This is a genomic window from Streptomyces sp. NPDC086777 (assembly GCF_040702065.1).
GTDB lineage: Bacteria > Actinomycetota > Actinomycetes > Streptomycetales > Streptomycetaceae > Streptomyces.
This window is the reverse complement of the sequence record NZ_JBFBJI010000039.1, coordinates 60,579-84,122: the sequence shown is the minus strand read 5'-3', so window position 1 is coordinate 84,122 and position 23,544 is coordinate 60,579. Positions and strand designations below refer to the sequence as shown.

19 protein-coding genes are annotated in these 23,544 nt (G+C 72.3%); 9 read left to right on the top strand and 10 right to left on the bottom strand.

The window, feature by feature from the left end:
* Nucleotides 1–208: 208 nt before the first annotated feature.
* Complete coding sequence (locus tag AB0472_RS37290; RefSeq protein WP_366363377.1) at nucleotides 209–1,612, bottom strand: S1 family peptidase; 1,404 nt, start codon at nucleotides 1,610–1,612, stop codon at nucleotides 209–211.
* A 207-nt stretch (nucleotides 1,613–1,819) separates the two neighbouring features.
* Between AB0472_RS37290 and AB0472_RS37285 the strand changes: the two genes are divergently transcribed.
* From AB0472_RS37285 to AB0472_RS37265, 5 genes are all read left to right on the top strand, one after another.
* Nucleotides 1,820–2,233 (top strand): PaaI family thioesterase, encoded by a 414-nt coding sequence (locus AB0472_RS37285; RefSeq protein WP_366363375.1) that lies wholly within the window; start codon nucleotides 1,820–1,822, stop codon nucleotides 2,231–2,233.
* Nucleotides 2,234–2,745: 512 nt separating this feature from the next.
* Nucleotides 2,746–2,961, top strand: a complete 216-nt coding sequence (locus tag AB0472_RS37280) for a type A2 lantipeptide (protein ID WP_093506685.1) — start codon at nucleotides 2,746–2,748, stop codon at nucleotides 2,959–2,961.
* Nucleotides 2,962–3,061: 100 nt separating this feature from the next.
* A complete protein-coding gene (locus AB0472_RS37275) occupies nucleotides 3,062–3,868 on the top strand; it encodes an HlyD family efflux transporter periplasmic adaptor subunit (RefSeq protein WP_366363373.1) in 807 nt (268 codons plus the stop codon).
* Complete coding sequence (locus tag AB0472_RS37270; RefSeq protein ID WP_366363371.1) at nucleotides 3,865–6,087, top strand: NHLP family bacteriocin export ABC transporter peptidase/permease/ATPase subunit; 2,223 nt, start codon at nucleotides 3,865–3,867, stop codon at nucleotides 6,085–6,087. Before AB0472_RS37275 ends, AB0472_RS37270 begins: the two co-directional genes overlap by 4 nt.
* 1 nt (nucleotide 6,088) lies before the next feature.
* Entirely contained in the window at nucleotides 6,089–8,905 is a 2,817-nt protein-coding gene (locus tag AB0472_RS37265; RefSeq protein ID WP_366363369.1) for an NHLP bacteriocin export ABC transporter permease/ATPase subunit, read from the top strand.
* A 4-nt stretch (nucleotides 8,906–8,909) separates the two neighbouring features.
* Here AB0472_RS37265 and AB0472_RS37260 read toward each other — a convergent pair whose 3' ends face one another.
* Nucleotides 8,910–9,440: an SRPBCC family protein gene (locus AB0472_RS37260; RefSeq protein ID WP_366363367.1), complete on the bottom strand. Its 531-nt coding sequence runs from the start codon at nucleotides 9,438–9,440 to the stop codon at nucleotides 8,910–8,912.
* A gap of 5 nt (nucleotides 9,441–9,445) precedes the next feature.
* Entirely contained in the window at nucleotides 9,446–9,787 is a 342-nt protein-coding gene (locus AB0472_RS37255; protein ID WP_366363365.1) for a metalloregulator ArsR/SmtB family transcription factor, read from the bottom strand.
* A 245-nt stretch (nucleotides 9,788–10,032) separates the two neighbouring features.
* On the opposite strand from AB0472_RS37255, the gene AB0472_RS37250 reads away from it, so the two are divergent.
* Both AB0472_RS37250 and AB0472_RS37245 read left to right on the top strand, forming a co-directional pair.
* Nucleotides 10,033–11,535 (top strand): MFS transporter, encoded by a 1,503-nt coding sequence (locus AB0472_RS37250; protein ID WP_366363363.1) that lies wholly within the window; start codon nucleotides 10,033–10,035, stop codon nucleotides 11,533–11,535.
* Between the two features lie 251 nt (nucleotides 11,536–11,786).
* The gene (locus AB0472_RS37245) at nucleotides 11,787–12,170 is read left to right on the top strand and encodes an STAS domain-containing protein (RefSeq protein WP_366363361.1); all 384 of its coding nucleotides are present in this window, start codon (nucleotides 11,787–11,789) and stop codon (nucleotides 12,168–12,170) included.
* A 134-nt stretch (nucleotides 12,171–12,304) separates the two neighbouring features.
* On the opposite strand, the gene AB0472_RS37240 is transcribed toward AB0472_RS37245, so the two are convergent.
* Nucleotides 12,305–12,727 (bottom strand): subtilase-type protease inhibitor, encoded by a 423-nt coding sequence (locus tag AB0472_RS37240; protein WP_366363359.1) that lies wholly within the window; start codon nucleotides 12,725–12,727, stop codon nucleotides 12,305–12,307.
* Between the two features lie 323 nt (nucleotides 12,728–13,050).
* Between AB0472_RS37240 and AB0472_RS37235 the strand changes: the two genes are divergently transcribed.
* Nucleotides 13,051–13,587 carry a hypothetical protein gene (locus tag AB0472_RS37235; protein WP_366363357.1) on the top strand — a complete coding sequence of 179 codons (537 nt, stop codon included), beginning with the start codon at nucleotides 13,051–13,053 and terminating at the stop codon, nucleotides 13,585–13,587.
* A 90-nt stretch (nucleotides 13,588–13,677) separates the two neighbouring features.
* Here AB0472_RS37235 and AB0472_RS37230 read toward each other — a convergent pair whose 3' ends face one another.
* From AB0472_RS37230 to AB0472_RS37215, 4 genes are all read right to left on the bottom strand, one after another.
* Nucleotides 13,678–15,312: an RICIN domain-containing protein gene (locus tag AB0472_RS37230; protein ID WP_366363355.1), complete on the bottom strand. Its 1,635-nt coding sequence runs from the start codon at nucleotides 15,310–15,312 to the stop codon at nucleotides 13,678–13,680.
* A 476-nt stretch (nucleotides 15,313–15,788) separates the two neighbouring features.
* On the bottom strand, nucleotides 15,789–16,166 hold the full coding sequence (locus AB0472_RS37225; RefSeq protein WP_366363353.1) for a toxin Doc: 378 nt from the start codon (nucleotides 16,164–16,166) through the stop codon (nucleotides 15,789–15,791).
* A gap of 3 nt (nucleotides 16,167–16,169) precedes the next feature.
* Nucleotides 16,170–16,412 carry a hypothetical protein gene (locus tag AB0472_RS37220; RefSeq protein WP_351486516.1) on the bottom strand — a complete coding sequence of 81 codons (243 nt, stop codon included), beginning with the start codon at nucleotides 16,410–16,412 and terminating at the stop codon, nucleotides 16,170–16,172.
* A gap of 214 nt (nucleotides 16,413–16,626) precedes the next feature.
* Nucleotides 16,627–19,743, bottom strand: a complete 3,117-nt coding sequence (locus tag AB0472_RS37215) for a glycoside hydrolase family 2 TIM barrel-domain containing protein (RefSeq protein WP_366363351.1) — start codon at nucleotides 19,741–19,743, stop codon at nucleotides 16,627–16,629.
* Nucleotides 19,744–20,015: 272 nt separating this feature from the next.
* Here AB0472_RS37215 and AB0472_RS37210 point away from each other — a divergent pair, with 272 nt between their 5' ends.
* Nucleotides 20,016–22,400 carry a SpoIIE family protein phosphatase gene (locus AB0472_RS37210; protein ID WP_366363349.1) on the top strand — a complete coding sequence of 795 codons (2,385 nt, stop codon included), beginning with the start codon at nucleotides 20,016–20,018 and terminating at the stop codon, nucleotides 22,398–22,400.
* A 97-nt stretch (nucleotides 22,401–22,497) separates the two neighbouring features.
* Here the strand turns inward: AB0472_RS37210 and AB0472_RS37205 are convergent, their stop codons facing one another.
* On the bottom strand, nucleotides 22,498–22,893 hold the full coding sequence (locus AB0472_RS37205) for a nuclear transport factor 2 family protein (protein WP_366363347.1): 396 nt from the start codon (nucleotides 22,891–22,893) through the stop codon (nucleotides 22,498–22,500).
* A complete protein-coding gene (locus AB0472_RS37200) occupies nucleotides 22,890–23,543 on the bottom strand; it encodes a cyclase family protein (RefSeq protein ID WP_366363345.1) in 654 nt (217 codons plus the stop codon). Before AB0472_RS37200 ends, AB0472_RS37205 begins: the two co-directional genes overlap by 4 nt.
* Nucleotide 23,544: the final 1 nt, after the last annotated feature.

The following is a 23,544-nucleotide window of genomic DNA, read 5'->3' as shown; positions in this document are numbered from 1 at the left end:
ATCACCGAACCCGAGTTCCAGGACTGGCAGCGGGCCCTGTCCACCGGCTTCCTCAGGCCCCCCCCCCCCCCCCCCCCCCCCCACCCCCCCCCCCCCCCCCCCCCCCCGGGGGCCAGGGGCCCGGGGGGCCCGGCCCGGCCCCCCCCCGGGGCGGCCCCCCCGCCCCCCGGGCGGCGGGGAGGCGCCGGCAGGCCGTGCGAGGGGTCGGTCAGTGGGCGGACGAGGTGTTGTCCGCGCCGGTCCCGGCCTGGTCGCCGGTGCCCGTCTCGTCGCCCGTGCCGGACTGGTCGCCGGTACCGGTCGCGTCGCCGGTGCCGCTCTGGTCGCCGGCCGTCGCGGACGGGTCGGCGGTGCCGCCGATCTGGTCACCGCCGGCCTGGTCGCCGGCGCCGTTCTGGTCACCGGCGGTGGCGGACGGGTCGGCCGTGGCACTGGCGTCACCGGCGCCCGCGCCCGCACCCCCGGCGCCGAGGGTCGCGCCGGTCGCCTGCAGGGCGGCGGTCACCGGCTGGAAGAAGGTCTCGCCGCCGGAGGTGCAGTCGCCGCTGCCGCCGGAGGTCATGCCGACCGCGCCGCCGTCCTGCGTGAACAGCGAGCCGCCGCTGTCGCCCGCCTCGGCGCAGACGTTGGTCTGGATGAGACCGGTGACGGTGTCGACGCCGTTGGGGTCGGTCTCGCTCTGGAAGTTGACGGTGGCGTCGAGGCCGGTGACCTGGCCGTCGTGCAGCCCGGTGGTGGAGCCCATCCGGAACACGGTCTCGCCGACGGTGGCGTCGACGGCCTGGTTGATGGCGACGGTCTGGCCGTTGCCTATGTTGACGTCACTGGTCGTCTGGGTGGTGGCGTCGTTGTACTTGACGAGCGAGAAGTCGCCGTTGCCGGGGAACTGGGCCTGGTCCACGGTGGCGATGGGCTGGCCGGTCTCGGAGTCGGACCAGTCCTTGGCGGCGACCCCGCAGTGACCGGCCGTCAGGAAGGCGGGGCTGCCGTCCGAGGCGGTGACGTTGAAGCCGAGGGAGCAGCGGACGGTGCCGTTCTGCACCTGGGAGAAGATCGCGTCGCCGCCGGAGACGAGGGTCTTGAAGGTGCCCGACGACTTCTTCAGGGTCGCCATGTTCGAGCCGAGGCTCTGCACCGTCGACTGCAGCGTGTCCCACTTGGTGCCGGTGACGGTGGAGTCGGCGGTGACCACGACCTTGTTGGTCTTCGGGTCGACGGCCCAGGCGGTGCCCGGCATGGTCGCCTTGGTCTTCAGGGTCCGGGCGACGGCCGCCAGTTCGGAGTTGCTGTTCTGCACCTGGCGGACGACCGCGCCGGCCTTCTCCGCCTGGACGACCACGTTGTTGTCGCCGCTGATGACGTTGACGACGAGCTGCTGCTTGCCGCTGTCGTAGTACGACCCGGCGAACGCCTGGCCGAGCAGGTTCTGGAGCTGCGAGGCAAGGTCCGAGGCATCGGTGGCCTTCAGGGTCTTGGGGGCAGCGGTGGTGGCGCCGGAGGCGTTGTCCTGGGACGCGTTGGCCATCGGCAGCAGGAAGGCCGCAGCACCGAGCGCCGCGACACCGCCCACCGCGACCGCGGCCTTGCGCTTCGGAATTCGCTTGTGACTCAAACTTCTCGACCTCCAAGGGACGGAGTGTCTGCCGTTGCGGGGCAGTCGTTCGTGAGCGGCGCCTGGATGGCCATAGGTACGGGCGGGTCACGCGGTGCGTTCAATTCCGTTTGCCAACTTGCTTGACCCGGTGATGAATCGGCCATGGCACGCCCGTGGGCGGGAAGGTCCGCGTGCCCGGCGGCCGGCCCGGGAACAATCCCCCATATGACGATGACCACCGCCGAAGCCGACAAGATCCTCTCCGCCAACTTCGCCCCCTGGGTGCTCGATCTCGGGCTGTCCGTCGAGTCGCTGGGCGAAGACCGGGCGGTGCTGCGTCTGCCCTGGTCTGACCGGCTGTCCCGGGAGGGCGGCGGGCTGTCGGGGCAGGCGCTGATGGCGGCGGCCGACACGGCGACGGTGATCGCGGTCTCGGCGGCCCGGGGCGGCTTCGTGCCGATGACGACGGTGCAGCAGTCGACCTCGTTCCAGCGCGCGGTGACCGGTTCGGATGTCCTGATCGAAGCGGTGCTGACCAAGCTGGGCCGCCGGATGGCGTTCGCCGACATCACGATGAGCGATCAGCGGTCGGGGGCGCTCGCGGCACGGGCGAGCACGGTGTACGCGCTCCTGGGCTGATCCCGCGCACCGCGGGCCGCAAAGAAGGACACGGTCGGCGACCGGTCACTTACGGTCCGTCGCGATCACGGACCGGAATCATTGCTTCAGGGAATCTGCACATCCAATACCCAAGCGGGTCACGGGAAGCGGCGGATCTGCACAACCCCGCGCCCCCCGCCGCGCCCTTGGCCCGGAGTGCCGGATTCGCCGCCGGGTGGGCAACCCGTGCGGCCGGGGCGAAGTCGTGCGCCTTGTGAAGGTGTCGCCGACAAGCGGTGCGCGCGCCTGCACGGTTGCGCCCTTCCCTGACTCAAGTGCCCAGGTGAGACGCACGGTTGATTGGAAGCGCGGACCGTGGGCGTGCTTTGATCCATCGCACCGCGGGAGCCGCGAAGGGCTTCCGGAAACGGGCGCCCGGCGCTCGCGGTCGCGGCCGTCCGCTCGTCCCCCCAAGGGCCGTGTTCGTCCCTGAAGGGCGTCGGGGGGCCGCTCTCCCCCTTGTGAATATCCATATGAAGGGAAGTTCCATCATGAACTCCACCCCCCAGGTTGAGACCGTCGAGATCTCCGACGCCGAGCTCGACAACGTCTCCGGCGGCCTGTCCCTGAACGCGGTCGGCACCGTCACCGGCCTGGTGGACGGCGTTGCCCCGGTTTCCGGCCTGGTCAACACGGTCGTCGGCACCGTCGAGGGTGTCACCGGCCTGAACACCCAGCCGGTCACCAACCTGGTCGCCGGTCTCTGATCGCACCTCGTCGCCGCTGAGTCCCGGAGCCGGATCCCGGCCCCGGGGCTCTCGGGCGTTCCGAAACACCCGTGTCTCTCCCCCAGGTGAGGGAAGTTCCGTGCAGTTCCGCCAACAGGCCCTCGCCAAGCTCCAGTCCCCGGAGGAGCTGGATCTCCCGGTGCGGTTCGCCCGTCCCCAGGGCTGGCTCGCGCTGTCCGTCTCGGTCGTCGTGATGGCGGCGGCCTCGGTATGGGCGGTGACCGGTTCGGTCGCCTCCACGGTGAGCGCGCAGGCCGTCCTCACCCACGGGCAGGGCAGCTACATCCTGCAGAGCCCGGTCGCCGGGCAGGTCACCGCGGTCCTCGCCGAGCAGGGCGAGCGGCTGCCGGCGAACTCCCCCGTGCTGAAGGTGCGCACGAGCCAGGGCGACTCCGTCGTGCGCACGGTCGCCGCGGGCCGGATCAGCGCGCTCGCCGCGACCATCGGGCAGATCATCCAGACCGGCACGAACGTCGCCGCCGTGGAGAAGATCGCCCACACCGCGGACCCGCTGTACGCGACGGTCTACGTGCCCGCCGAGAACGCCTCCGCCATCCCCGCGAACGCCCCGGTCGACCTGACCGTGTCGTCGGTGTCGACGCAGGAGTACGGCGTGCTGCGCGGCCACGTGAAGTCGGTGGACCGCACCGCCCAGTCGGCGCAGTCGATCTCGTCGTTCCTCGGCGACAGCCAGCTCGGCGAGCAGTTCACCAGGAAGGGCCGCCCGGTGGCCGTACTGGTCCGGCTGGACCCGTCGAAGAGGACGAAGAGCGGCTACAGGTGGTCCTCGGCGGACGGGCCGCCGTTCCGGCTCGACTCCATGACCCTGGCCTCGGGTTCGATCAGGCTGGCCGACCAGCGTCCCGTCGATTGGCTGCTCCCGTGACCACCGCCCAGGACACCCGCGGCCGCCGACGCGCCGCCCCGCCCAAGCGCCCCGTTCCCAAGGGCCGCGGCCGGACGGTCCGTACGCCCACCGTGCTCCAGATGGAGGCCGTCGAGTGCGGCGCCGCCTCCCTCTCCATGGTCCTCGGCCACTACGGCCGCCATGTCCCGCTGGAGGAGCTGCGCATCGCCTGCGGTGTCTCCCGCGACGGCTCACGCGCGAGCAACCTGCTGAAGGCGGCCCGCAGTTACGGGCTGACCGCCAAGGGCATGCAGATGGACCTGGCCGCCCTCGCCGACGTGCAGGGCCCGGCCATCCTGTTCTGGGAGTTCAACCACTACGTCGTCTACGACGGCATGGGCCGCCGCTTCGGCCGCCGGGGCGTCTACATCAACGACCCCGCCAAGGGCCGCCGGTTCGTGCCCATGGAGGAGTTCGACGGCAGCTTCACCGGTGTCGTCCTGGTCCTGGAGCCGGGCGACGGCTTCGAGCGGGGCGGCCGGCGCCCCGGCGTCCTCGGCGCGCTGCCCGCCCGGCTGCGCGGCACGGCCGGCACCATGCCGGCCGCCGTCCTGGCCAGCCTGCTGCTGGTGGCCGTCGGCGCGGCGGTGCCCGCGCTCAGCCGCCAGTACATCGACCTGTTCCTGATCGGCGGCCAGACCTCGCTGCTCACCGTGCTCTTCGCCGCGATGGGCACCTGCGTCCTGCTCACCCTGGTGCTGACCTGGCTCCAGCAGGCGAACCTGCTGCACGGCCGGATCGTCTCCTCCACCCTGACCAGCGCCCGCTTCCTGCGCCACCTGCTGCGCCTGCCGGTGACCTTCTTCGCCCAGCGCAGCCCGGCCGACCTGGTGCAGCGCCTGCAGTCCAACGACCAGGTCGCCGAGACCCTGGCCCGCGACCTCGCGGCGGCCGGCGTGGACGCCGTGGTCGTGGTCCTGTACGCGGTGCTCCTCTACACCTACGACGTCCAGCTCACCTTCCTCGGCATCGGCGTGGCCCTGCTGAACATCGTGGCGATGCGGCTCGTCGTACGGCTGCGCGCGACCCGGACCGCGAAGCTGCGCGCGGACACCGCCCGGCTCACCAACACCTCCTACACCGGCCTCCAGCTGATCGAGACGATGAAGGCGACCGGTGGCGAGGACGGCTATTTCCGCAGGTGGGCCGGGCAGCACGCGGCCACCCTGGAGGAGCAGCAGCGGCTCGGCGTGCCGAGCGCCTGGCTCGGGGTGGTGGCCCCGACGCTGGCCACCGTCAACAGCGCGCTGATCCTGTGGATCGGCGGCATGCGGGCGGTCGAGGGCGGCATCTCGGTCGGCCTCCTGGTCGCCTTCCAGTCCCTGGTCACCCGTTTCACCGCCCCGCTGACCCGGCTCAACGGCGTCGCGGGCCGCATCCAGGACTTCGCGGCCGACGTGGCCCGCCTCAAGGACGTGGAGAACTTCCAGGCGGACCCGGTCTACGCCCGGCCCGGCGCCGGCGACTCCACCCGGCGGCTGCAGGGCCATGTCGAGCTGGAGAACGTCGGCTTCGGCTACAGCCCACTGGACAAGCCCCTGCTCACCGGCTTCGACCTGACCGTCGGCCCCGGCCGCCAGGTCGCCCTGGTCGGCGGCTCGGGCAGCGGCAAGTCCACCGTCTCCCGGCTGATCTCGGGCCTGTACGCCCCCTGGGAGGGCGTGATCCGTATCGACGGGCAGCGCCTGGAGGACATCCCGCGCGGCGCGCTGGCGGCCTCCGTCTCCTTCGTCGACCAGGACGTCTTCCTCTTCGAGGGGTCGGTACGCGACAACGTGGCGCTGTGGGACCCGTCGATCCCGGACGAGGCCGTGGTGGAGGCGCTGCGCGACGCGGCGCTGTACGACGTGGTGGCGCGGCGGCCCGGCGGGATCCACAGCAGGGTCGAGCAGGACGGCCGCAACTTCTCCGGCGGCCAGCGCCAGCGCCTGGAGATCGCGCGGGCGCTGGTGCGCCGGCCGAGCATCCTCGTCCTCGACGAGGTGACCAGCGCGCTGGACGCCGAGACCGAGCTGACCGTCATGGACAACCTGCGGCGCCGCGGCTGCGCCTGCGTCGTCATCGCGCACCGGCTGAGCACGGTCCGCGACAGCGACGAGATCGTCGTGCTCCAGCACGGCACGGTCGTGGAGCGCGGGCGGCACGACGAGCTGGTGGCACACGGCGGGGCGTACGCCGCGCTGGTCAGGGAGCGATGAGATGACGACCGTGGACCAAGGCGACCTCGTACTCGGCGCGTTCGGGGCACTGGGCAACCGGATCGACTGCGCCGGCCTCACCCGCCTCGACCTCGAAGGCCCGCAGGCGCTGTGGCTGGTGGCGTCCGGCGCCCTCGACCTGTTCGCGGTGGACGCCGAACAGCAGGGCCACTGGCACCACCTGGGCCGCCTGGAGGCGGGCGCGCTGCTGCTCGGCCCGGTCGCGGGCCCGCAGCACACCCTGGTGGCACGCCCGTTGCGGGAGTGCGTCGTGCACCGCATCGGCCTGCGCGAGCTGTACCAGCCGTCCAGCACCCAGACCTGGTCCTACGACGAGTACGGCAACCCCCAGTACGTACCCCCGACCACGAGCCCCCTGGAGTACGCGCTCGCGCTCGGCGTCGGCCGCGGCCTGTCCGTTCTCTTCCAGGCACCGATGACCGACGGGGAGCGGGCCACGGCCCCCACCGACGACGACGTCTTCTGGATGCAGGTGCCGCCGGGCAGCGTGCAGTACGGCTCGCTGTACGGGGCGGAGGCGGCCGCCGACCTGCTGATGGACCCGGCGCTGTGGCAGAGCATGGTCGACCAGCAGTACCGGCTGCTGACCACCCTCGACCGGTGGATCGAGCAGCTGGAGCGCACCCACGAGACCCGCACGGCGGCCGGTATCAAGGCAGGTGAGGCGGTCCGGGCCCAGGCCGACCGCACGCTCCTGGCCTCCATCGGCAAGGCGGCCAAGCGCACCACGGCCGCCGACGCCGACGCCTCCTACGCCGCCTGCAGGCTGGTCGCCGAGGCCGCTGGCATCACCCTCGCCGAGCCCGCGCAGAGCGGCACCGAGAGCGACCGCATCGACCCGGTCGAGCGGGTGGCCCTCGCCTCCCGGGTCCGCACCCGGGCGGTCCGGCTCGACGGCCGCTGGTGGCACGACGACGTGGGCCCGCTGGTCGGACACCGCGCCCTGTCGGGCGCGCCGGTCGCGCTGCTGTGGCGGCGGGGCGGCTACGTGGCCGTCCATCCGGCGACCGGCCGGGAGACCCCGATCGAGAAGGCGAACGCGGCGGAGTTCGAGCCGCGCGCGGTGATGTTCTACCGGCCGCTGCCCGACAAGGCGCTCAGCCCGCTCGGCCTGCTCCGCTTCAGCCTGCGCGGCACCCGGGGCGACCTCGGCGCCCTGCTCCTGGCCGGTCTGGTCACGGTGGCGATCGGCGCGCTGGTGCCGATCGCCACCGGCAGGGTGCTGGGCGACTACGTGCCGAAGGCCCAGACGGACCTGATCGTGCAGGTCTGCCTGGCGGTGATCGTCAGCGCCGTGGTGTCGGCCGCGTTCACGCTCCTGGAGAACCTGACCATCCTGCGCCTGGAGGGCCGTATCGAGGCGACCCTGCAACCGGCCGTGTGGGACCGGCTGCTGCGGCTGCCGACCAGGTTCTTCACCCAGCGCTCGACGGGTGAGCTGGCCAGTGCGGCCATGGGCGTCAGCGCGATGCGCCGGCTGCTGGCGGGGGTCGGCCCGGTGGTCGCCCAGTCGGTGACCGTCGGGGCGATGAACCTGGGCCTGCTGTTCTGGTACAGCGTGCCGATGGCGCTGGCGGCCCTGGCCATGCTCGTCGTGATCGCCGCGTTGTTCCTGGGGCTCGGCCTGTGGCAGGTGCGCTGGCAGCGCAAGCTCGTGGTGCTCGGCAACAAGCTGAACAACCAGGCCTTCCAGACCCTGCGGGGCCTGCCGAAGCTGCGGGTGGCGGCGGCCGAGAACTACGCGTACGCGGCCTGGGCGGGCGAGTTCGCGCGCAGCCGGGAACTCCAGCAGAAGGTGGGCCGGATCAAGAACCTCACCACGGTGCTGGGCTCGGTCTACCTCCCGGTCTGCACCCTGCTGATGTTCATGCTGCTCGCAGGCCCGGCCCGGGGCGCCATGGACGCGGCGGCCTTCCTCACCTTCAACACGTCGGTGACGATGCTGCTCACCTCGGTGACCCAGCTGACCGGTTCCTTCGTGTCGGCGGTGGCCGCGCTCCCGCTCTTCGAGGAGATCAAGCCGGTCCTCGAGGCCGCCCCCGAGGTGCGCACCGCCAGCACCCGCCCCGGCCCGCTGTCCGGCGCCGTCGAGGCCCGCCGTCTGTCCTTCCGGTACTCCGACGACGGCCCGCTGGTCCTGGACGACGTCTCCTTCGCCGTCCGCCCGGGCGAGTTCGTGGCGGTCGTCGGCCCCAGCGGCTGCGGCAAGTCGACACTGCTGCGGCTGCTGATCGGCTTCGACAGGCCGGTGTCGGGAAGCGTGCTGTACGACGGCCAGGACCTGGCGGCCCTCGACCAGTCGGCGGTCCGCCGCCAGTGCGGGGTGGTGCTCCAGCACGCGCAGCCGTTCACCGGCTCGATCCTGGACGTCATCTGCGGCACCGAGCCGTACACCCCCGAGGAGGCGATGGCGGCGGCCGAGATGGCGGGGCTCGCGGAGGACATCAGGCGGATGCCGATGGGGCTGCACACCATCGTCGCCGGGAGCGGCGCGATCTCGGGCGGCCAGCGGCAGCGGCTGATGATCGCCCAGGCGCTGATCCGGCGCCCGCGCATCCTCTTCTTCGACGAGGCGACGAGTGCGCTCGACAACGACACCCAGCGCACGGTCATCGAGAGCACCCGCAAGCTGAACGCCACCCGCATCGTGATCGCCCACCGGCTGTCCACGGTCCTGGACGCCGACCGGGTGATCGTGATGGAGGACGGCAAGGTCGCCCAGCAGGGTCCGCCGGCCCGGCTGCTCGCGGACACCGGCGGGCGCCTGCACGAGCTGGTGCGACGGCAGCTGACGTGACCGGTCAGGCGTCGATGCCGGGGACGGGTGCGCCGGAGGGCAGGCCGGCGTCGAGATAGCCCTGGTAGTACTCCTTCCAGGGCGCTGTGACGCCGGCGTGCGGGCCCTGGCGGCGCTCGCCGCGGGACCTGGCGTCGAGGGCGGCGAGGCAGACCTCCCAGCCGGCGCTGTTGCGGGCGGCGGTGTTCTCCTCGCCCAGCACGTGCGTGAGGGTGAAGCGGGTCCCGGCGGGCCCGGCGTCCTCCAGGTCGAAGCGGATCTCGTCGCCGCCCCAGTCGAAGGTCAGGTTCCGGGGCGGGTCGACGGCGAGCACGGTGCCGTGCGACTCGGGCATGTTCGGGTCGCCGGTGAACCTGACGGCGCCGCCGGGGCGCAGGTCGAACTCGGCGCGGGACGGGAACCACCCGGCGAGTTCGTCGGGGTCGGTCACGAAGTGCCAGACGCGGTCGACGGGGTGGCCGTAGAGGCGGCTGAAGCGGACGGCCGGCCGGCCGTCGTCGAGGGTGACGTAGGTGCCGGTGAGTTCGGCGGGCATGGGGATCAGTCCTTCGGGGTGGGGGCCTGCGGGTCGTCCGCCGTCGCGTCCAGGCGGCGGCCGAGGGTGTCCAGGCTGCTGTTCCACAGCCGGCGGTAGGGGGCCAGCCAGGCGTCGAGTTCGGCGATGGGTGTCGGGTCCAGGGCGTAGACGCGCCGCTGCGCGTCCTGCCGCACCCGGACCAGGCCCGCCTCCCTCAGCACCTTGAGGTGCTTGGACGTGCTCGGCTGGCTGAGGCCGCAGGCGTCCACGATCTCGCCCACGGGGCGTGGGCCGGTGAGGAGGAGGCCGACCATGGCTCGTCGGTGGGGGTCGGCGAGGGCGGTCCAGAGGATGTCGGCGGACATGGCTCCAATATGCCTGCATGGTTATATTCCAGTCAAGGAATACATGCGATCCGGAAACGGCACGACAGGGGCCGCCCGCCCCAGGTCCATGATCGACCCGCACCCCCAGCGAAACGTTGCCGTTTCGCTGAAAGTGGTCTAGGCTCGATGTGTACGAAACCGTTTCGTTCGCGGTGCCGCAGGTGCCGTGTCCATGGAACGGCTTCTTGGTGAATCCCGAACGACTTCCCTGGAGTGGTTCTCGCATGTCTGAGAAGACTTTGACCGACGACGTCCGCGTCGGTACGGAGGAGGCACCGCCGGTCGCCTCCGCCAAGCGGTGGTGGATCCTCGCGGTCATCGCCATCGCCCAGCTGATGGTGGTGCTCGACGCCACCATCGTGAACATCGCCCTCCCGTCCGCCCAGGCCGACCTCGGGTTCTCCGACGGCAACCGGCAGTGGATCGTGACCGCGTACGCCCTCAGCTTCGCGTCCCTGCTGCTGCTCGGCGGCCGGATCGCCGACCTGTTCGGCCGCAAGACCGCCTTCCTCATAGGCGTCGTCGGCTTCGCCGCCGTGTCGGCGCTGGGCGGTGCCGCGAACGGCTTCGGGATGCTGGTGACCGCGCGGGCCCTCCAGGGCGCCTTCGGCGCGCTGCTCGCCCCGACCGCGCTCTCGCTCCTCAACACCACGTTCACCGACGCCCGCGAGCGGGCCCGGGCGTTCAGTGTCTACGGTGCCATCGCCGGCGCCGGCGGCGCGGTGGGCCTGCTGCTCGGCGGTGTCCTCACCGACACGTTCGACTGGCGCTCGACCCTGTACGTGAACGTCGCGATCGCGGTCGTCGCCTTCGCGGGCGGCATGGCACTGCTGCACAACCACCGTGACGCCGGGAACGCCAAGCTGGACGTGCCCGGCACGGTCCTGGTCGCGGCCGGTCTGTTCTCGCTGGTCTACGGCTTCTCCAACGCCGAGTCGCACGACTGGGGTTCGCCGCTGACCTGGGGCTTCCTGATCGCCGGCGTGCTGTTCCTGGCGGCCTTCGCGTGGTGGCAGACCAAGTCCGAGCACCCGCTGCTGCCGCTGGGCGTCCTGATGGACCGCAACCGGGGGGCCTCGCTCCTCGCCGTGCTGATCTCCGCCGGCGGCATGTTCGGCGTGTTCCTCTTCCTCACGTACTACCTGCAGCTCAACCTCGGCTTCAGCCCGACGAAGACCGGCGCGGCGTTCCTGCCGATGATCGGCGGCCTGATGGTGACGGCACAGATCGGTACCCAGGTTCTGGTGCCGCGGCTCGGCCCCAAGGTGGTCGTCCCGCTGGGCTTCGCGGTCTCCGCGGTCGGCATGGCCTGGCTGACCGGGATCGGCGTCGGTTCCAGCTATGTCAGCGCGGTACTGCCGCAGCTGATCATCACCGGCCTCGGCCTCGGCCTGGTCATGCCGGCCGCCATGCAGCTGGGCACCGGCGGGGTGACGGCCGACGAGGCGGGTGTCGCCTCGGCGACGGTCAACGCCATGCAGCAGGTGGGCGGTTCGATCGGCACGGCGCTGCTCAACACGCTCGCGGCGAGCGCGGCGACGGACTACCTGGCCGGGAAGGACGCGACCAGCAAGCTGGTGCAGGCGCAGGCGACGATCGAGAGCTACACAACCGCGTTCTGGTGGTCGGCCGGGATGTTCGCGGTCGGCGCGGTCATCGCCTTCGTGATGTTCCGCAAGGGGGTGCCGCAGCAGGACCCGGACGCGGCGCCGGTCGTCCACATGTAGCTTCCGCAGAGCCGCAGGGGTTGAGGGGCCGCCGTCAGCAGGGAGACGGTGGCCCCTCGCCCGTTGTCGTCCGGGGGTGTGGCCGGTCACGCGGTTCCTCGCGTCCACAAAGAGGCGCCAGGTCAAGCCTCTTCAAGAAAATTCACGCTGTCGAGTGAACCTGATCTTGCGCCGCCGGCTGGAGGGATGGCAGGCCCTGCCGACGGGTAACAACTCGGCCCCTGTCCGCCCCCGCGAGGTGGAGCTCTGAGATGACGCCCCGATCCGACGACCCAGAGCCGCCTGCCGCCAACTCCTGTGCACGCACCCGTCGCAGCGGGACGTATCTCGTCGTCGAGGTGTGCGGCGAGGTCGACATCGCCACCGAGGGGTTGCTCGCGGAGCACCTGCTCGCGGCGACCGCCGGGACCGGGCCGGACGTGCTCGTCGATCTGCGGCGGCTGGACTTTCTCGACTGTTCGGGGCTGCGGGCGCTGTGCCGGGCCGAGGCGCGGGCCAGGGAGCGGGGCGGGCGGCTGCGGCTGGTGTGCGAAGGGCCCCGCGTTCCGCGGCTGTTACGGGCCGCGGGACTGCTGGGACGTTTTCCGCCGCTCCCCGGCATTCCCCGGGACGGGAACGCCGGGGAGCGGCGGTGATGCCGGGGGTCGGACGGGCAGCCCCACACCACCCGTCCGACCCCCGGTGCGAGATCGCAGGTTCCCCGCTCCAGGGGCCGCACTCCCCAGTTGCGGACCTGTCCGGCAGTCACGAGGACCGTGCGATCCCGGGCTCAGAAGGAGAAGACGTTCGTCCCGTAGGCGTCCCTCATGCACTGGTTGCCGAAGGTGTGCTCGTAGGAGACGCGCTTGCCCTGCCAGACGCCTTCCACCGTGACCACGACGGGGTCGTAGAGCTTGGTACACCACACGTCGGATTTGGGTACGAGGGCGTTCAGGTCACCGCCGGCGCCGCGCAGTTCGGCGCAGGCCTCGGCGGCCGCCGGGTGGGTCCCGGAGGCGTTGGGGGCGCAGTTCAGGGTGACGGCGCGCTCGGGCGTGGCGGTGGCCGCGTCTGTGCCGTGGCCGGTGGTGAGCACCAGGGCCGAGGGGGCGTAGAGCGAGCTCGGGGCGGCGACGGCGGCCCCCGTCAGGGGTCCGCAGACGGCGGCGGCCGTGAGGCCGATGGTCGCTGCCCAGCGCGCGGTGGTTCGCATTGTGTGCATCCTTCCGCTCGGTTCGACGGGTGCCGCCCTCGGCCCGGTGGGTGCCGGGGCGGCGGGCGCCACTCTGCCGAGTCCGCCGCCGAAACACACATCGAACCCACAGGTTTCAGTAACCTTGCGTATTGAATCAGTGGCGTGAAGTCACGGAATTCGAACGCGTCGGCCGCTCAACGGAGCGGTTCTTGATCGCCCGAAGCGGCCGGATGGCCCGATCTCATCGCCTTGTTAATCGTCCTGAAACATTCCGCTTCCGCTGTCGGCGGACTCCCGGGCAAGCCCTTGCCTTTGTTCTGCAACGGAGTAATCGTTATTACATGATTACCCAAGAGCAGCGAGACGCGATCCGCGGCTGGTTCGCGGGCCGCCTGCCCGACGACCTCTTCGAGGAACTGGTCGAGGTGACGGTCGACCGCGAGGAGGTCACCGTCATCGGGCGCATCCCCGGCCCCAGGCTCGCGGACGGCGCGTCGGACGCCGAGCGGGAGGCGGCCGTGCAGGGCAGGATCCAGGAGTTCCGGGAGCGCACCCGGGAGGGCCGGATGGACGTCGCGCGGGAGGCCGAGCACCAGTTCCGGCGCAAGGTCTCCTGGGGCGTGGAGTGTGCGGGGCAGCGGGCGCTGTTCACGCATGTGGCCGCGCCGGTGATGACCCGGCTGCGCCAGACCGAGCGCGAGGTCCTGGACACCCTGATCGCCGGCGGTGTGGCCCGCAGCCGCAGCGAGGCCCTGGCCTGGTGCGTACGGCTGGTCCAGCGCCACACCGACGACTGGCTGACGGAGTTGCGCGAATCGCTGGAACACGTGGAGCGCGTCCGGTCCCAGGGCCCGGACGCGGACAACAGCACCCCGTAGGGGCGCCGGGGGTACCCGCAGGAGCTGCGGGACCGGCCACGACGGCGCCGCGGAGGCCGGACGGCCCGGTGCGGCGCCCCCGCGGAGCGTCTAGTGGCCGGCCAGTCCCGCCGGCCGCGCCGAAGGCGCCCCGCTCCCGGCGATGGAGAGCGAGCCACGGCTCTGCGACGGTACCGGCGCGTCGGTCAGCCAGTGCTGGCCGCTGGTATGGTCGCGGACCTTGACCACGATGTCGGAGCCGGGGTCCACCCCGCCCGTCGCGAGGGCGAGGGTCTCGTCCCAGCGGGGCAGCAACTCGCCCTGGGCGGAGAGGTCGTAGCGCACGTCCTTGCCACGCGCGGCACCCTCGTCGACGCAGCTGCCGAGGATGACCACCCCGGCGTCCGCGTGCGAGTCCAGGCACAGGTCCGGACCGGCCGCGCTGCGCAGCTCCCCGTCGCTCTCGTAGGTCCACTGCTGGGTCGAGGCCGACGAGCACACCGCGAGCACGACGCTCGCCCCCGCCCTCGGCTCACCGTTGATGTCGAGGCAGAGCTGGGCGGCGGCGTTGCGCAGCCGGGTGGTGTGGTCGGCGGCGGGCAGCCCGGCCGTGCCGGACGTGGGTGTCGCCTCGGGCTCGGAGTCGCCGGGCACCAGGCCCGCGGTGGCGACGGCGTCGCTGCCCTCACCGCCGCCGGACAGCGTGCTGACGGCGAGCACGGAGGCGAGCAGTCCCGCGCCGGCCACGCCGACACTGGTCAGCAGCGTCTTCGACGACCAGGAGCCGGGCGGACGGCGCACCGGTACGGGGATGCGGGCGAGGATCCGAGTCGTCCGGTCGGCCGCGCGCCGACGGCCGCCGCCTCCGGCGCGCCGGGCGGCGGCACGGGTGAGCGGGACCTCCGCACCGCCCTTGCGTCCCGGGCGGGTGTCGAGGTAGCGACGCGCCCCCCAGCCGAGCACCGCCTCGACCAATAGCACGCCCAGCCCGCCCTCGACATGGCCGAGTTGCTCGGCGGCGGCCTTGCAGTACGGGCACTCCGCCAGATGCGCCTGGACGTCCGGCAGCAGGGCGCCGCCGCGGCGGATCGGCACGTCGAGGAGCCGGTTGTAGTAGCGGCACTCCTGGGACGGCGCGAGTTCCCGGTGGGCGCGGACACAGCCCTCGCGGAATTTCTCCCGGGCGTCTTCCAGAGCCGCCGATGCGGTTGCCGTGTCCATGCCCAAAAGACCGGCCGGTACGGTTATCGGTTCCGCCTCGACCTCGGCGTGCCAGAGCAGGCTCTGGGCGAGCGCCGGAAGGCCCAGGAATGAACGCTCCGCGAGGGTGCGGTTTTCCGGGGTCAAGGACTTCGTGGCACGCATACCGCGGCCGCCGGCCGGTTTCCCGAGGTCCGGGAGAACCTCCGCTATTCGGTCCTCCACGGCCCAGTTGGCGACCGTGTCGCGGACGGACACCAGCAGGCGCGGCCGGATCGCGTCGGCCGTCTCACCGAGGGCCACCCGGTCGAGGACCTGGTGGAAGGCGGCGGCCGCGACCATGTGCGCGACGGGACCGGAGGCGGCCAGGCAGATGACCGCGTAGTCCTGGACGGGCCGCCAGTGCCGGGCCATGAGCAGCGCGGCGGACCGGGAGGCCTCGATGTCCGAACCGGCTCGCAGCGGTGCGGCGAGGGACTCGTCGGACTCCCCCGCACCACCGCCCGGCGGCGGATAGGAAGGGCGAGGCGGGTGGGGGGTGGACACGAAGCGGATTCCTTTGGTGCGGTGGTGCGTACCTCTTCGGTGCGCCTGCGGAGGGCCGGAATTCGCCGGCACGGTGTCGGTACGGTGTCGGTCGCGTTCCTCAACTGCCGATTTGGACCAGGCCATTACCCCGCGCGGGTATTCACCCTCGCACAAGTCTCACACAAGCAACAAGGCGCCTGAACAACATCGACAGCATTGACAGAAAGTCAGAAAGGCGGCGGTGGCTATTGCCCCTTCATGGCCGCATTCACATTCCACGCGCCCCGTGTGAACCGTGTGCCCGCACCGGTCCCGCGCGCACGCTCCCGGCCCGCCCGCACGGGTGGTCCACTGATGACCGGCCCTCCTCGGGAGGCCCCGCGCGGAACGGCGGCTCTTCCGCGCGAAACAGGCCGCCGGCCCCGTTCCTCCCGCCCTCGGCCGGCGGCCCCGAGGGCCGCGGGGGCGGCTCTGCCTGCACGTCCGGGCAGGCGTCAGAGCTGCCAGGAACGGAGCCGGTCCGCCGCCGCGTAGACGTCGGCCTTGCCGGTCATCAGATCGCGGGCGAGGTCGACGAGGGCGCCGTAGGGCGGGTCGATGCCGACATCGCTGACGTACATGTAGGCCACGGCGGTCGCGCAGGCGAACCGGGCGTTGGCCGAGGGCAGCGGCTTGAGCAGGGCGAGCGTGTGCAGCAGGGCCGCGGCCCGCCAGGCGGCGTCGGAGTCCACACCGAGGCGCGGCGGGTCGACCCGGTGCCGGGCGACGGCGGCGACGAGCGCGGAGAAGTCGTTGATGGTGGGCTGCTCCGGCATGACTTCCTCATGGCGCTGCAGCAGCCAGGGCACGTCGATGTGGATGACCGGCGGCATGACTCAGGCGGCCTCGCCCTTCGCGGGCGGCTGCTCGTCGTCCGGGAACGCCGCGGCGAACTCGGCGGCGTGCGCCGCGAAGAAACGGCGGAATTCCTCCGCCCCTTCCTGCAGCGCCCGGTGCCGGGCGATGTCGGCGGCGGCCGCCTCACGGACGAGGGCCTTCATCGACGTACCGCGCTCCTTGGCTATCTGCCTGAGGTCCTCGAGTTCGCGGTCGCTGAACTCCACGTTGAGAGCTGGCATGCCCTTCACGGTACCGCGAGGGTACTCCACCGTAAATACCCGCAGGTCAAGACTGACTCGTTACGGTACCAGCGAGCGGCCGGAGTCCCGCCCGTCTCCCGCCGGTCGGCGGGTCGGCGGGTCGGCGGCGCGGGCGGCGCCTGGACCGGCGCCGACCGCCCGCGCGCCGTGGCGGTGCGGTCGGCGCCGGTCCCCTGCCCGTGGTCCGGCCGTCTCAGACGTCGAGGCGGCTGATCCGCACCGCGCCCGCGGTCTCCCCGGGGTGGGCACTGGTCAGGGTGAGCCGGATCCGGGAGCCGCGTGCCGCGGTGAAGGTGACGGCGGTCGGGGCGTCCGACGCGGTCGCCCAGTCCACGGCCGTGTCCCGCACCGCCCGGTACGCCGTGCCGTCCCAGACGGCCACCTCGACCGAGGCGGGCAGGGCGTGCGTGGCGTCCACCGTGAAGGAGACGTCCACCCGGTCGTAGGTGCGGGTGCGCCCGTGGTCGACCGACACCCAGTCCGTGGTCCGGGCGCCGCCGAAGGCCGGCAGCAGGGCGGTGGCCGACTTGGCGAAGGCGTTGGACCATCCGGTGGCCGGGTCGCCGTCGAGCATGGCGGCCGGGAGGGTGTCCGGACGGCCCGAGTAACTGGCGTCCGCGTGCGGGTGGTCCGGCGGAGCCGGGTGGTCCGGGCCGAAGTCCGGGGCGGGGGTGCTCGCCGTGGCGCGGGCCGGGGTGGTGGGCACGGTGGCGGTGCCCGCGTGCAGGCCGGTCACCCGCGCGGTCACCCTGAGGACCCCGGGCTTCGTACCGGAGCGGACGACGGCGAGAGCCTTGCCGTGGAAGGCGGTCCGGGTGCTCGCCTGGTAACGCTCGGCGCTCTCCTCACGGCCGTTGTCGACTCCGGCGAGCGAGCCGCCGGTCACCGCGAAGGAGATGAGGTGCTCGGCGTCGGGCACCACCACCCCGTGCGCGTCGACGATCTCCGCGGTCACGAAGACCAGCGAACGCCCGTCGGCGGCCGTGGACCCGCGGTCGGGAGTGAGCCGGACGGCGTGCGGGGCGCCGGCGGTGCGCAGGACGTCGGTCGCGACCGCCCTGCCGTCGCGCCGGGCCACCGCCTTCAACTCGCCCGGCCGGTAGGGCACCTTCCAGGTCAGGTGCAGTTTGCCCGCGCTGCCGTTGGGGCTGGTGTAGCTGCCCGGGTAGGGGCCGGTGGTGAAGGTCTTGTCGTCGCCGGTGGCCTCGGTGGTCTCCAGGTAGGTGCGGCCGTCGGTGGTCTGCTTGGTGTCGAACTCCCTGACCCCCAGGGACGTTCCGTTCAGGAACAGCTCGACGGAGGGCACGTTGGCGTACGCCCACACCTCGACCGTCTCCCCCTCCTCGTGGTTCCAGCTCATCGGCAGCAGGTGCACCATCGGCTCGGTGGTCCACTGGCTGCGGAAGAGGTGGTACATGTCCTTCGGGAAGCCGGCTGTGTCGACCGCGCCGAAGAAGGACGACTTCACCGGGAACACGTCGTACGGCGTCGGCTCGCCGATGTAGTCGATGCCCGACCACAGGAACTGGCCCGCGAACCACTTCCGGTCCCGGTCCTTCTTGTGGCCGTACTCGCCGCTCATCGTCCAGGAGGCGAGGTTGTTGTCGTAGGACGAGGTCGCACGGCGGCCGGGGGTGTGGTTCTCGCCCGTGTTGAGGTGTTCCGGCTCCTGGTACGCGCCGCGGGTGGAGGTCTCCGAGGAGGACTCCGACTCGAAGAGGAACAGGTGCGGGTAGGCCGCGTGCAGCGCGTCCACGGACTTGGCGGTGTTGTAGTTGAGGCCGAGCCCGTCGAGCTTGGCCAGCATCAGGTCGGCGGCCGAACCCTGCCTGGGCACGCTGCGGTACTTGTCGGAGCCGATGACCAGCGGGCGGGTGTCGTCGGCGGCCCGGATCGCGGCGATGATCCGATCGGCCATGGCGAGGCCGGCGGTGGAGGTGGAGTCGGGGATCTCGTTGCCGATCGACCACAGGACGACGGCGGGCGAGTTGCGGGCCGCGAGGACCATCTCGGTGGCGTCGGCCTCGCACCACTCGTCGAAGAAGCGGCCGTAGTCGTACCTGGTCTTGCCGGTCCGCCAGCAGTCGAAGGCCTCCACCATCATCACGATGCCCAGTTCCTCGCAGACCTCGATCATCTGTGGCGAGGGCGGGTTGTGCGACGTACGGAAGGCGTTGACGCCCATCGACTTCATGATGGTCATCTGCCGGCGCACCGCGTCGGTGCTGATCGCCGCTCCGAGGGCGCCCTGGTCGTGGTGGAGGTCGACGCCCTTGATCTTGGTGGGGACGCCGTTCAGGGAGAAGCCCTCGTCGGGGTCGAAGCGGTGGCTGCGGATGCCGAAGACCGTGCGGTAGGTGTCGGTGACGGTGCCGCCGACCCGGAGTTCGGTGTGCAGGGTGTAGCGGTGCGGAGCCTCGACGGACCACAACCTCGGTCTCGCGACGGTCAGTTCATGGATCTCGGCGGTCTCGGCGGTCCCGCCCGAGCCGCTGCCGGTGACCGCGACGGTGGAGGCCGTACGGGCGACCGTACGGCCGCCGGGGTCGACGATCCGGGAGACCACCGTGACGTCCGCGCCCTCGCCGGACCCGTCGACGACGGCGGTCCGCACCCGCACCACGGCCCGCTCCGCGGTGATGTCCGGGGTGGTGACGTACGTCCCCCACCGCGCCACGTGCACGGGGTCGGTCACCACCAGGCGGGCCTCGCGGTAGATGCCGCTGCCGGAGTACCAGCGGCTGCTGGGCAGCTGGTTCTGCACCTTGACCGCGAGGACGTTCGCGGTGCGGCCGTCGGTGTGCAGCAGACCGGTGAGGTCGAAGGCGAAGCCGGTGTAGCCGTAGGGATGGCGGCCGACCTCGGTCCCGTTGCAGTGGACGTACGAGTCCATGTAGACGCCGTCGAACTCCACCGAGATCCGCTTGCCCGCCCAGCCGGGCGGCAGGGTGAAGGCGAGCCGGTACCAGCCGAGGCCGCCCGGGAAGAAGCCGGTGCCGCTGGTGGTGCCGTGGTCGGTGGTGGGGGTCTGCTCGATGCTCCAGTCGTGCGGTACGGCGACCTGCCGCCAGGCCGAGTCGTCGTACCCGGGGTCGGCGGCGTCCGCGTAGCCGCCGGTCGGGTCGGTGATCCCACCGGGATTGACCAGCGCGAACCGCCAGCCGTCCCGCAGGGCGACCGTGTGGCGGCCGCTGACCTGCGAGGACGTATCCGCGTCCGGGGCCGCCCAGGCGCCCGGGGCGCCCAGCAGCGCGCCGGCCGTCGGGGCTGCCGTGGCGGCTGCCAGAACCGATCTGCGTGTGACCGTCATGGTGCGGTTCTCCCTCATCAGGACCCAGAACTACTCACAACTGATCGTGACCAAACAGATTCTGACGGGGTGGCAGTTGTGTCCGTCAAGGGTCAGGAAGCGTTCGCCCGCCGCTTTCGTCCCGGTGGCCGGTCTCCGTTCGGCACCCCGGACAGGGCCCGGCTCCGACCGGCCGCCCGTCGCCGCTTGCCGGTCACGGAAGGGTCCGAAGCACTACCCTGAACACGAGTGGTGCACCTGTTGACTGTGAGTGTGCGCTTGGGAGTGGCGAGATGAGCCGGGTCTACCCCTTCGACGATGCGGCGACGGCCCGGGCTGTCATCGGCGAGGACGGCACACTGACCGAGTGGAGCGAGGGTGCGCGGCGACTCCTCGGCCACCCGGCCGACGAGGTCGTGGGCCGGCCCGCGGCGCTGCTGCTCGCCGGGGACGTCGCACCGCGCGCGCCCGTCGGTATCCGCTGGGACGGCACCCTCGGCCTCCGCCACCGGGACGGCCGCACGGTCCCGGTCTGGCTGCTCGCCCACCACACCCCGGCCCGCGACGAACGGCCCGGCCAGTGGGTGGTGGTCTCGCCGCTGGACGGCGGCGGGCCGCGCACCCCGGACGATCCGCTGGCGACGGCCGCGCTGACGCAGTCGCCGTGCGCCATCGCGGTCTACGACGACCAGCTCAGGCTGCGCCGGATGAACGAGGCGATGGCCCAGGTCATCGGGCTGCCCGAGCGGCGGGTCCAGGGGCTCAGGGTCACCGAGATCGGCGGCAAGCCGGAGAGCGGGGACCTGGAGCGGAGCATGCTCCGGGTGCTGGCCTCGGGCCGGCCGCTGGACGTGCAGACGTACATGCGGACCGGCGGCGAGGACCGGGCGCACGCCTGGCTGGCCCGGATGGCACCGGTCACCGACACCGCCGGGCGGGTGTGGGGGGTGAGCCTGGCCGCCCACGACTTCACCGAGAACTACCTGGCCAGGGAGCGGCTCCAGCTGGTCAACGCGGCGAGCGTGCGGATCGGCAGCACCCTCGACGTCGTCCGGACGGCCCAGGAGCTGGCGGACGTCTGCGTCCCGGCCCTCGCCGACCTCGTCACCGTCGACCTGCTGGACCCGCCGGAGGACGGCGGCGACTTCCCGGCCCGGCTGAGCGCGCCGGTCACCCTGCGCCGCATCGCGCACCAGTCCGTGCTCCCGGGCGTCCCCGAGGCGGTCCTCAAGCCCGGGCAGACCGAGGTCTACCCGGCCACCTCACCGCAGGCGGACTCGCTGACCGCGGGGAACACGATCGTGGCCTCGGTGTCGGCCGGCGAGCTGGACGAGTGGCTGAACTGGAACAAGGCCCGCGGGGAGCGGGCGCGCGAGTTCGGCGTGCACTCCTCGATGTCGGTGCCGATCCAGGCCCGCGGCACCACCCTGGGGGTCGCGGTGTTCCGGCGGCACCGGCGGCTCGACCCGTTCGGTCCGGACGACGTGCTGCTCGCCGAGGAGATCACCGCCCGCGCCGCCGTCTGCATCGACAACGCCCGCCGGTACTCGCGCGAGCGCGAGACCGCCCTGGCCCTGCAGCGCAGTCTGCTGCCCCGGACACTGCCGCGCACCGCCGCCCTGCAGGCCGCCTCCCGCTACCTGCCGGCGGCGCGGGCCGGGGTGGGCGGCGACTGGTTCGACGTGATCCCGCTGTCCGGGCTACGGGTCGCCATGGTCGTCGGGGACGTCGTCGGCCACGGCGTGCAGGCCTCGGCGACGATGGGCCGGCTGCGGACCGCCGTGCGCACGCTGGCCGACATCGACCTGGCCCCGGACGAACTGCTCACCCACCTCGACGACCTGGTGCTGCGGCTCTCCGAGGAGCAGGGCGGCGAGGGCAGCCCCGGCGAGGTCGGCGCGACCTGCCTGTACGCCGTCTACGACCCGGTGTCGCGACGCTGCACGCTGGCCCGGGCCGGACACCCGCCGCCGGTCCTGCTGCGCCCGGGCCACCTCCCCCACCGGCTCGACCTGCCCGCCGGTCCCCCGCTGGGCCTGGGCGGGCTGCCGTTCGAGTCGGCCGAGGTGACGCTGGACGAGGGCACGGTCCTGGCGATGTTCACGGACGGGCTGATCACCTCCCGGCACCGGGACCCGGACACCGGCCGACGGCTCCTGCACGAGGCGCTGGCGGCGGACAGCGACTCGCTGGACGAGACCTGCGACCGGATCCTGCACGCCCTGCTGCCGTCCGGTGGCGCGGCCGACGACGTGGCCCTGCTGCTGGCCCGCACGCAGGGGCTGCCGCCGGCCCGGGTGGCGTCCTGGGACATCCCCGCCGATCCCGCCCTGGTCGCGCCGATCCGCAAGCAGGTCGTCGAGCAGCTCGACGTATGGGACCTGAGCACGGCCGCGTTCACGACGGAGCTGGTGGTCAGCGAGCTGGTCACCAACGCCATCCGGTACGGCGCCCACCCCATCGGGCTACGACTGATCCATGACACGGCCACCCTGATCTGCGAGGTCTCCGACACCAGCCACACCGCTCCGCACCTGCGCCGGGCCAAGACCTGGGACGAGGGCGGCCGGGGCCTGCTGCTGGTGGCCCAGCTCACCCAGCGGTGGGGTACCAGGCATACCGGGGAGGGCAAGACGATCTGGGCGGAGCTTTCCCTCTTCGAGGAGTATGACCGCTGAGGGTGCCGTGTGTCCTCGTCGGTCGGGTGCGGCGCCGTTGTGGCTGGTCGCGCAGTTCCCCGCGCCCTTAAAGGGGCGCGTTGCGGAACCGCAGACTTCATTCAGGCGCGGCGGAAAGGTGCTCGTGGACCGCTTGCCAGTCGTCGCCGGCGGTGCGGCGGAGGACGATGGTCTCGCGTTCGTGGAGGACGTCCTCGCCGGCCGTGGTGGTGACCCGGGTGGTCACCGAGTGGGTGAACACGGCCGTGTCGCCGAGGAGTTGCAGGCGGCGGTCGGCCGACTCGCAGGCGAGGACGCGGAAGCCGTCCTCGTCGCTCCACTGCTGCCACAGCTCGCGGTACTCCTGGGTGGACTCCAGGCGCCGGCCGGTGGTGTGGAAGACGAAGGTGGCATCGGGCGCGAAGGCGGCGAAGTAGTCGTCGGTGCGGCCCTCGGCGAAGGCGGCGATCAGGGCGTCCGCTGCAGCGAGGGCGGTGTCGTGGTCGTTGCTCAAGGCTTCGGCTCCGAGATCCGGGCCACGGCGCGCACGGGTGCGCCGTCCGCGCCGGGCAGGTGCAGGGGGAAGAGGCTGATGTGGACGTCGTGGCCGGCGTGCTGGGCGTCGAGGACCTCGGCGAGGTTGGTGAGGTTCTCGGCGATGACGGCGTCGGCGCCGCACAGGATGCGGTGGGCGGGGAGGGTGTCGCCGGGGGTCGGGTCGACGCTGAGGGCGTCGATGCCGACGGTGTGGATGCCGCGGGCGACGAGGAGGGCGGCCGCAGCCTCGGTCAGGAAGGGGTGGTCGTGGTAGGCGTCGGTGCCCCAGTACGCCGACCAGCCGGTGGCGATCAGCACGATCCGGTCCGCGGGGACGCGGGCCAGCAGGTCGGTCCCGATGGCCGCCCGGGGCGCCAGGCCCCGGGCGTCGACCACGTGGGCCGGACCGTCGAACCGGTTCAGGGGCAGTTGGTCCAGCGTGGGCAGGCCGTCCTCGATGTGGGACGGGGCGTCCACATGGGTGCCGGACTGCGAACCCATGTGCACCTGGAGGACGTTGACCCCGTCCCGGGCTGCGGTGAGCGCGGGGCGGATGTCCACCTGCGGGTCGCCGGGGTAGACCGGCATGCCGGTCCGCAGCGGCACGGACAGGTCGATCAGGCGCATC

Excerpts from the sequence above, each read along its gene's own strand:
- AB0472_RS37285 (WP_366363375.1), top strand. The coding sequence starts at position 1,820 with ATGACGATGACCACCGCCGAAGCCGACAAGATCCTCTCCGCCAACTTC.
- AB0472_RS37280 (WP_093506685.1), top strand. The coding sequence starts at position 2,746 with ATGAACTCCACCCCCCAGGTTGAGACCGTCGAGATCTCCGACGCCGAG.
- AB0472_RS37265 (WP_366363369.1), top strand. The coding sequence starts at position 6,089 with ATGACGACCGTGGACCAAGGCGACCTCGTACTCGGCGCGTTCGGGGCA.
- AB0472_RS37260 (WP_366363367.1), bottom strand. The coding sequence starts at position 9,440 with ATGCCCGCCGAACTCACCGGCACCTACGTCACCCTCGACGACGGCCGG.
- AB0472_RS37255 (WP_366363365.1), bottom strand. The coding sequence starts at position 9,787 with ATGTCCGCCGACATCCTCTGGACCGCCCTCGCCGACCCCCACCGACGA.
- AB0472_RS37250 (WP_366363363.1), top strand. The coding sequence starts at position 10,033 with ATGTCTGAGAAGACTTTGACCGACGACGTCCGCGTCGGTACGGAGGAG.
- AB0472_RS37245 (WP_366363361.1), top strand. The coding sequence starts at position 11,787 with ATGACGCCCCGATCCGACGACCCAGAGCCGCCTGCCGCCAACTCCTGT.
- AB0472_RS37240 (WP_366363359.1), bottom strand. The coding sequence starts at position 12,727 with ATGCGAACCACCGCGCGCTGGGCAGCGACCATCGGCCTCACGGCCGCC.
- AB0472_RS37235 (WP_366363357.1), top strand. The coding sequence starts at position 13,051 with ATGATTACCCAAGAGCAGCGAGACGCGATCCGCGGCTGGTTCGCGGGC.
- AB0472_RS37225 (WP_366363353.1), bottom strand. The coding sequence starts at position 16,166 with ATGCCGCCGGTCATCCACATCGACGTGCCCTGGCTGCTGCAGCGCCAT.
- AB0472_RS37220 (WP_351486516.1), bottom strand. The coding sequence starts at position 16,412 with ATGCCAGCTCTCAACGTGGAGTTCAGCGACCGCGAACTCGAGGACCTC.
- AB0472_RS37215 (WP_366363351.1), bottom strand. The coding sequence starts at position 19,743 with ATGACGGTCACACGCAGATCGGTTCTGGCAGCCGCCACGGCAGCCCCG.
- AB0472_RS37210 (WP_366363349.1), top strand. The coding sequence starts at position 20,016 with ATGAGCCGGGTCTACCCCTTCGACGATGCGGCGACGGCCCGGGCTGTC.
- AB0472_RS37200 (WP_366363345.1), bottom strand. The coding sequence starts at position 23,543 with ATGCGCCTGATCGACCTGTCCGTGCCGCTGCGGACCGGCATGCCGGTC.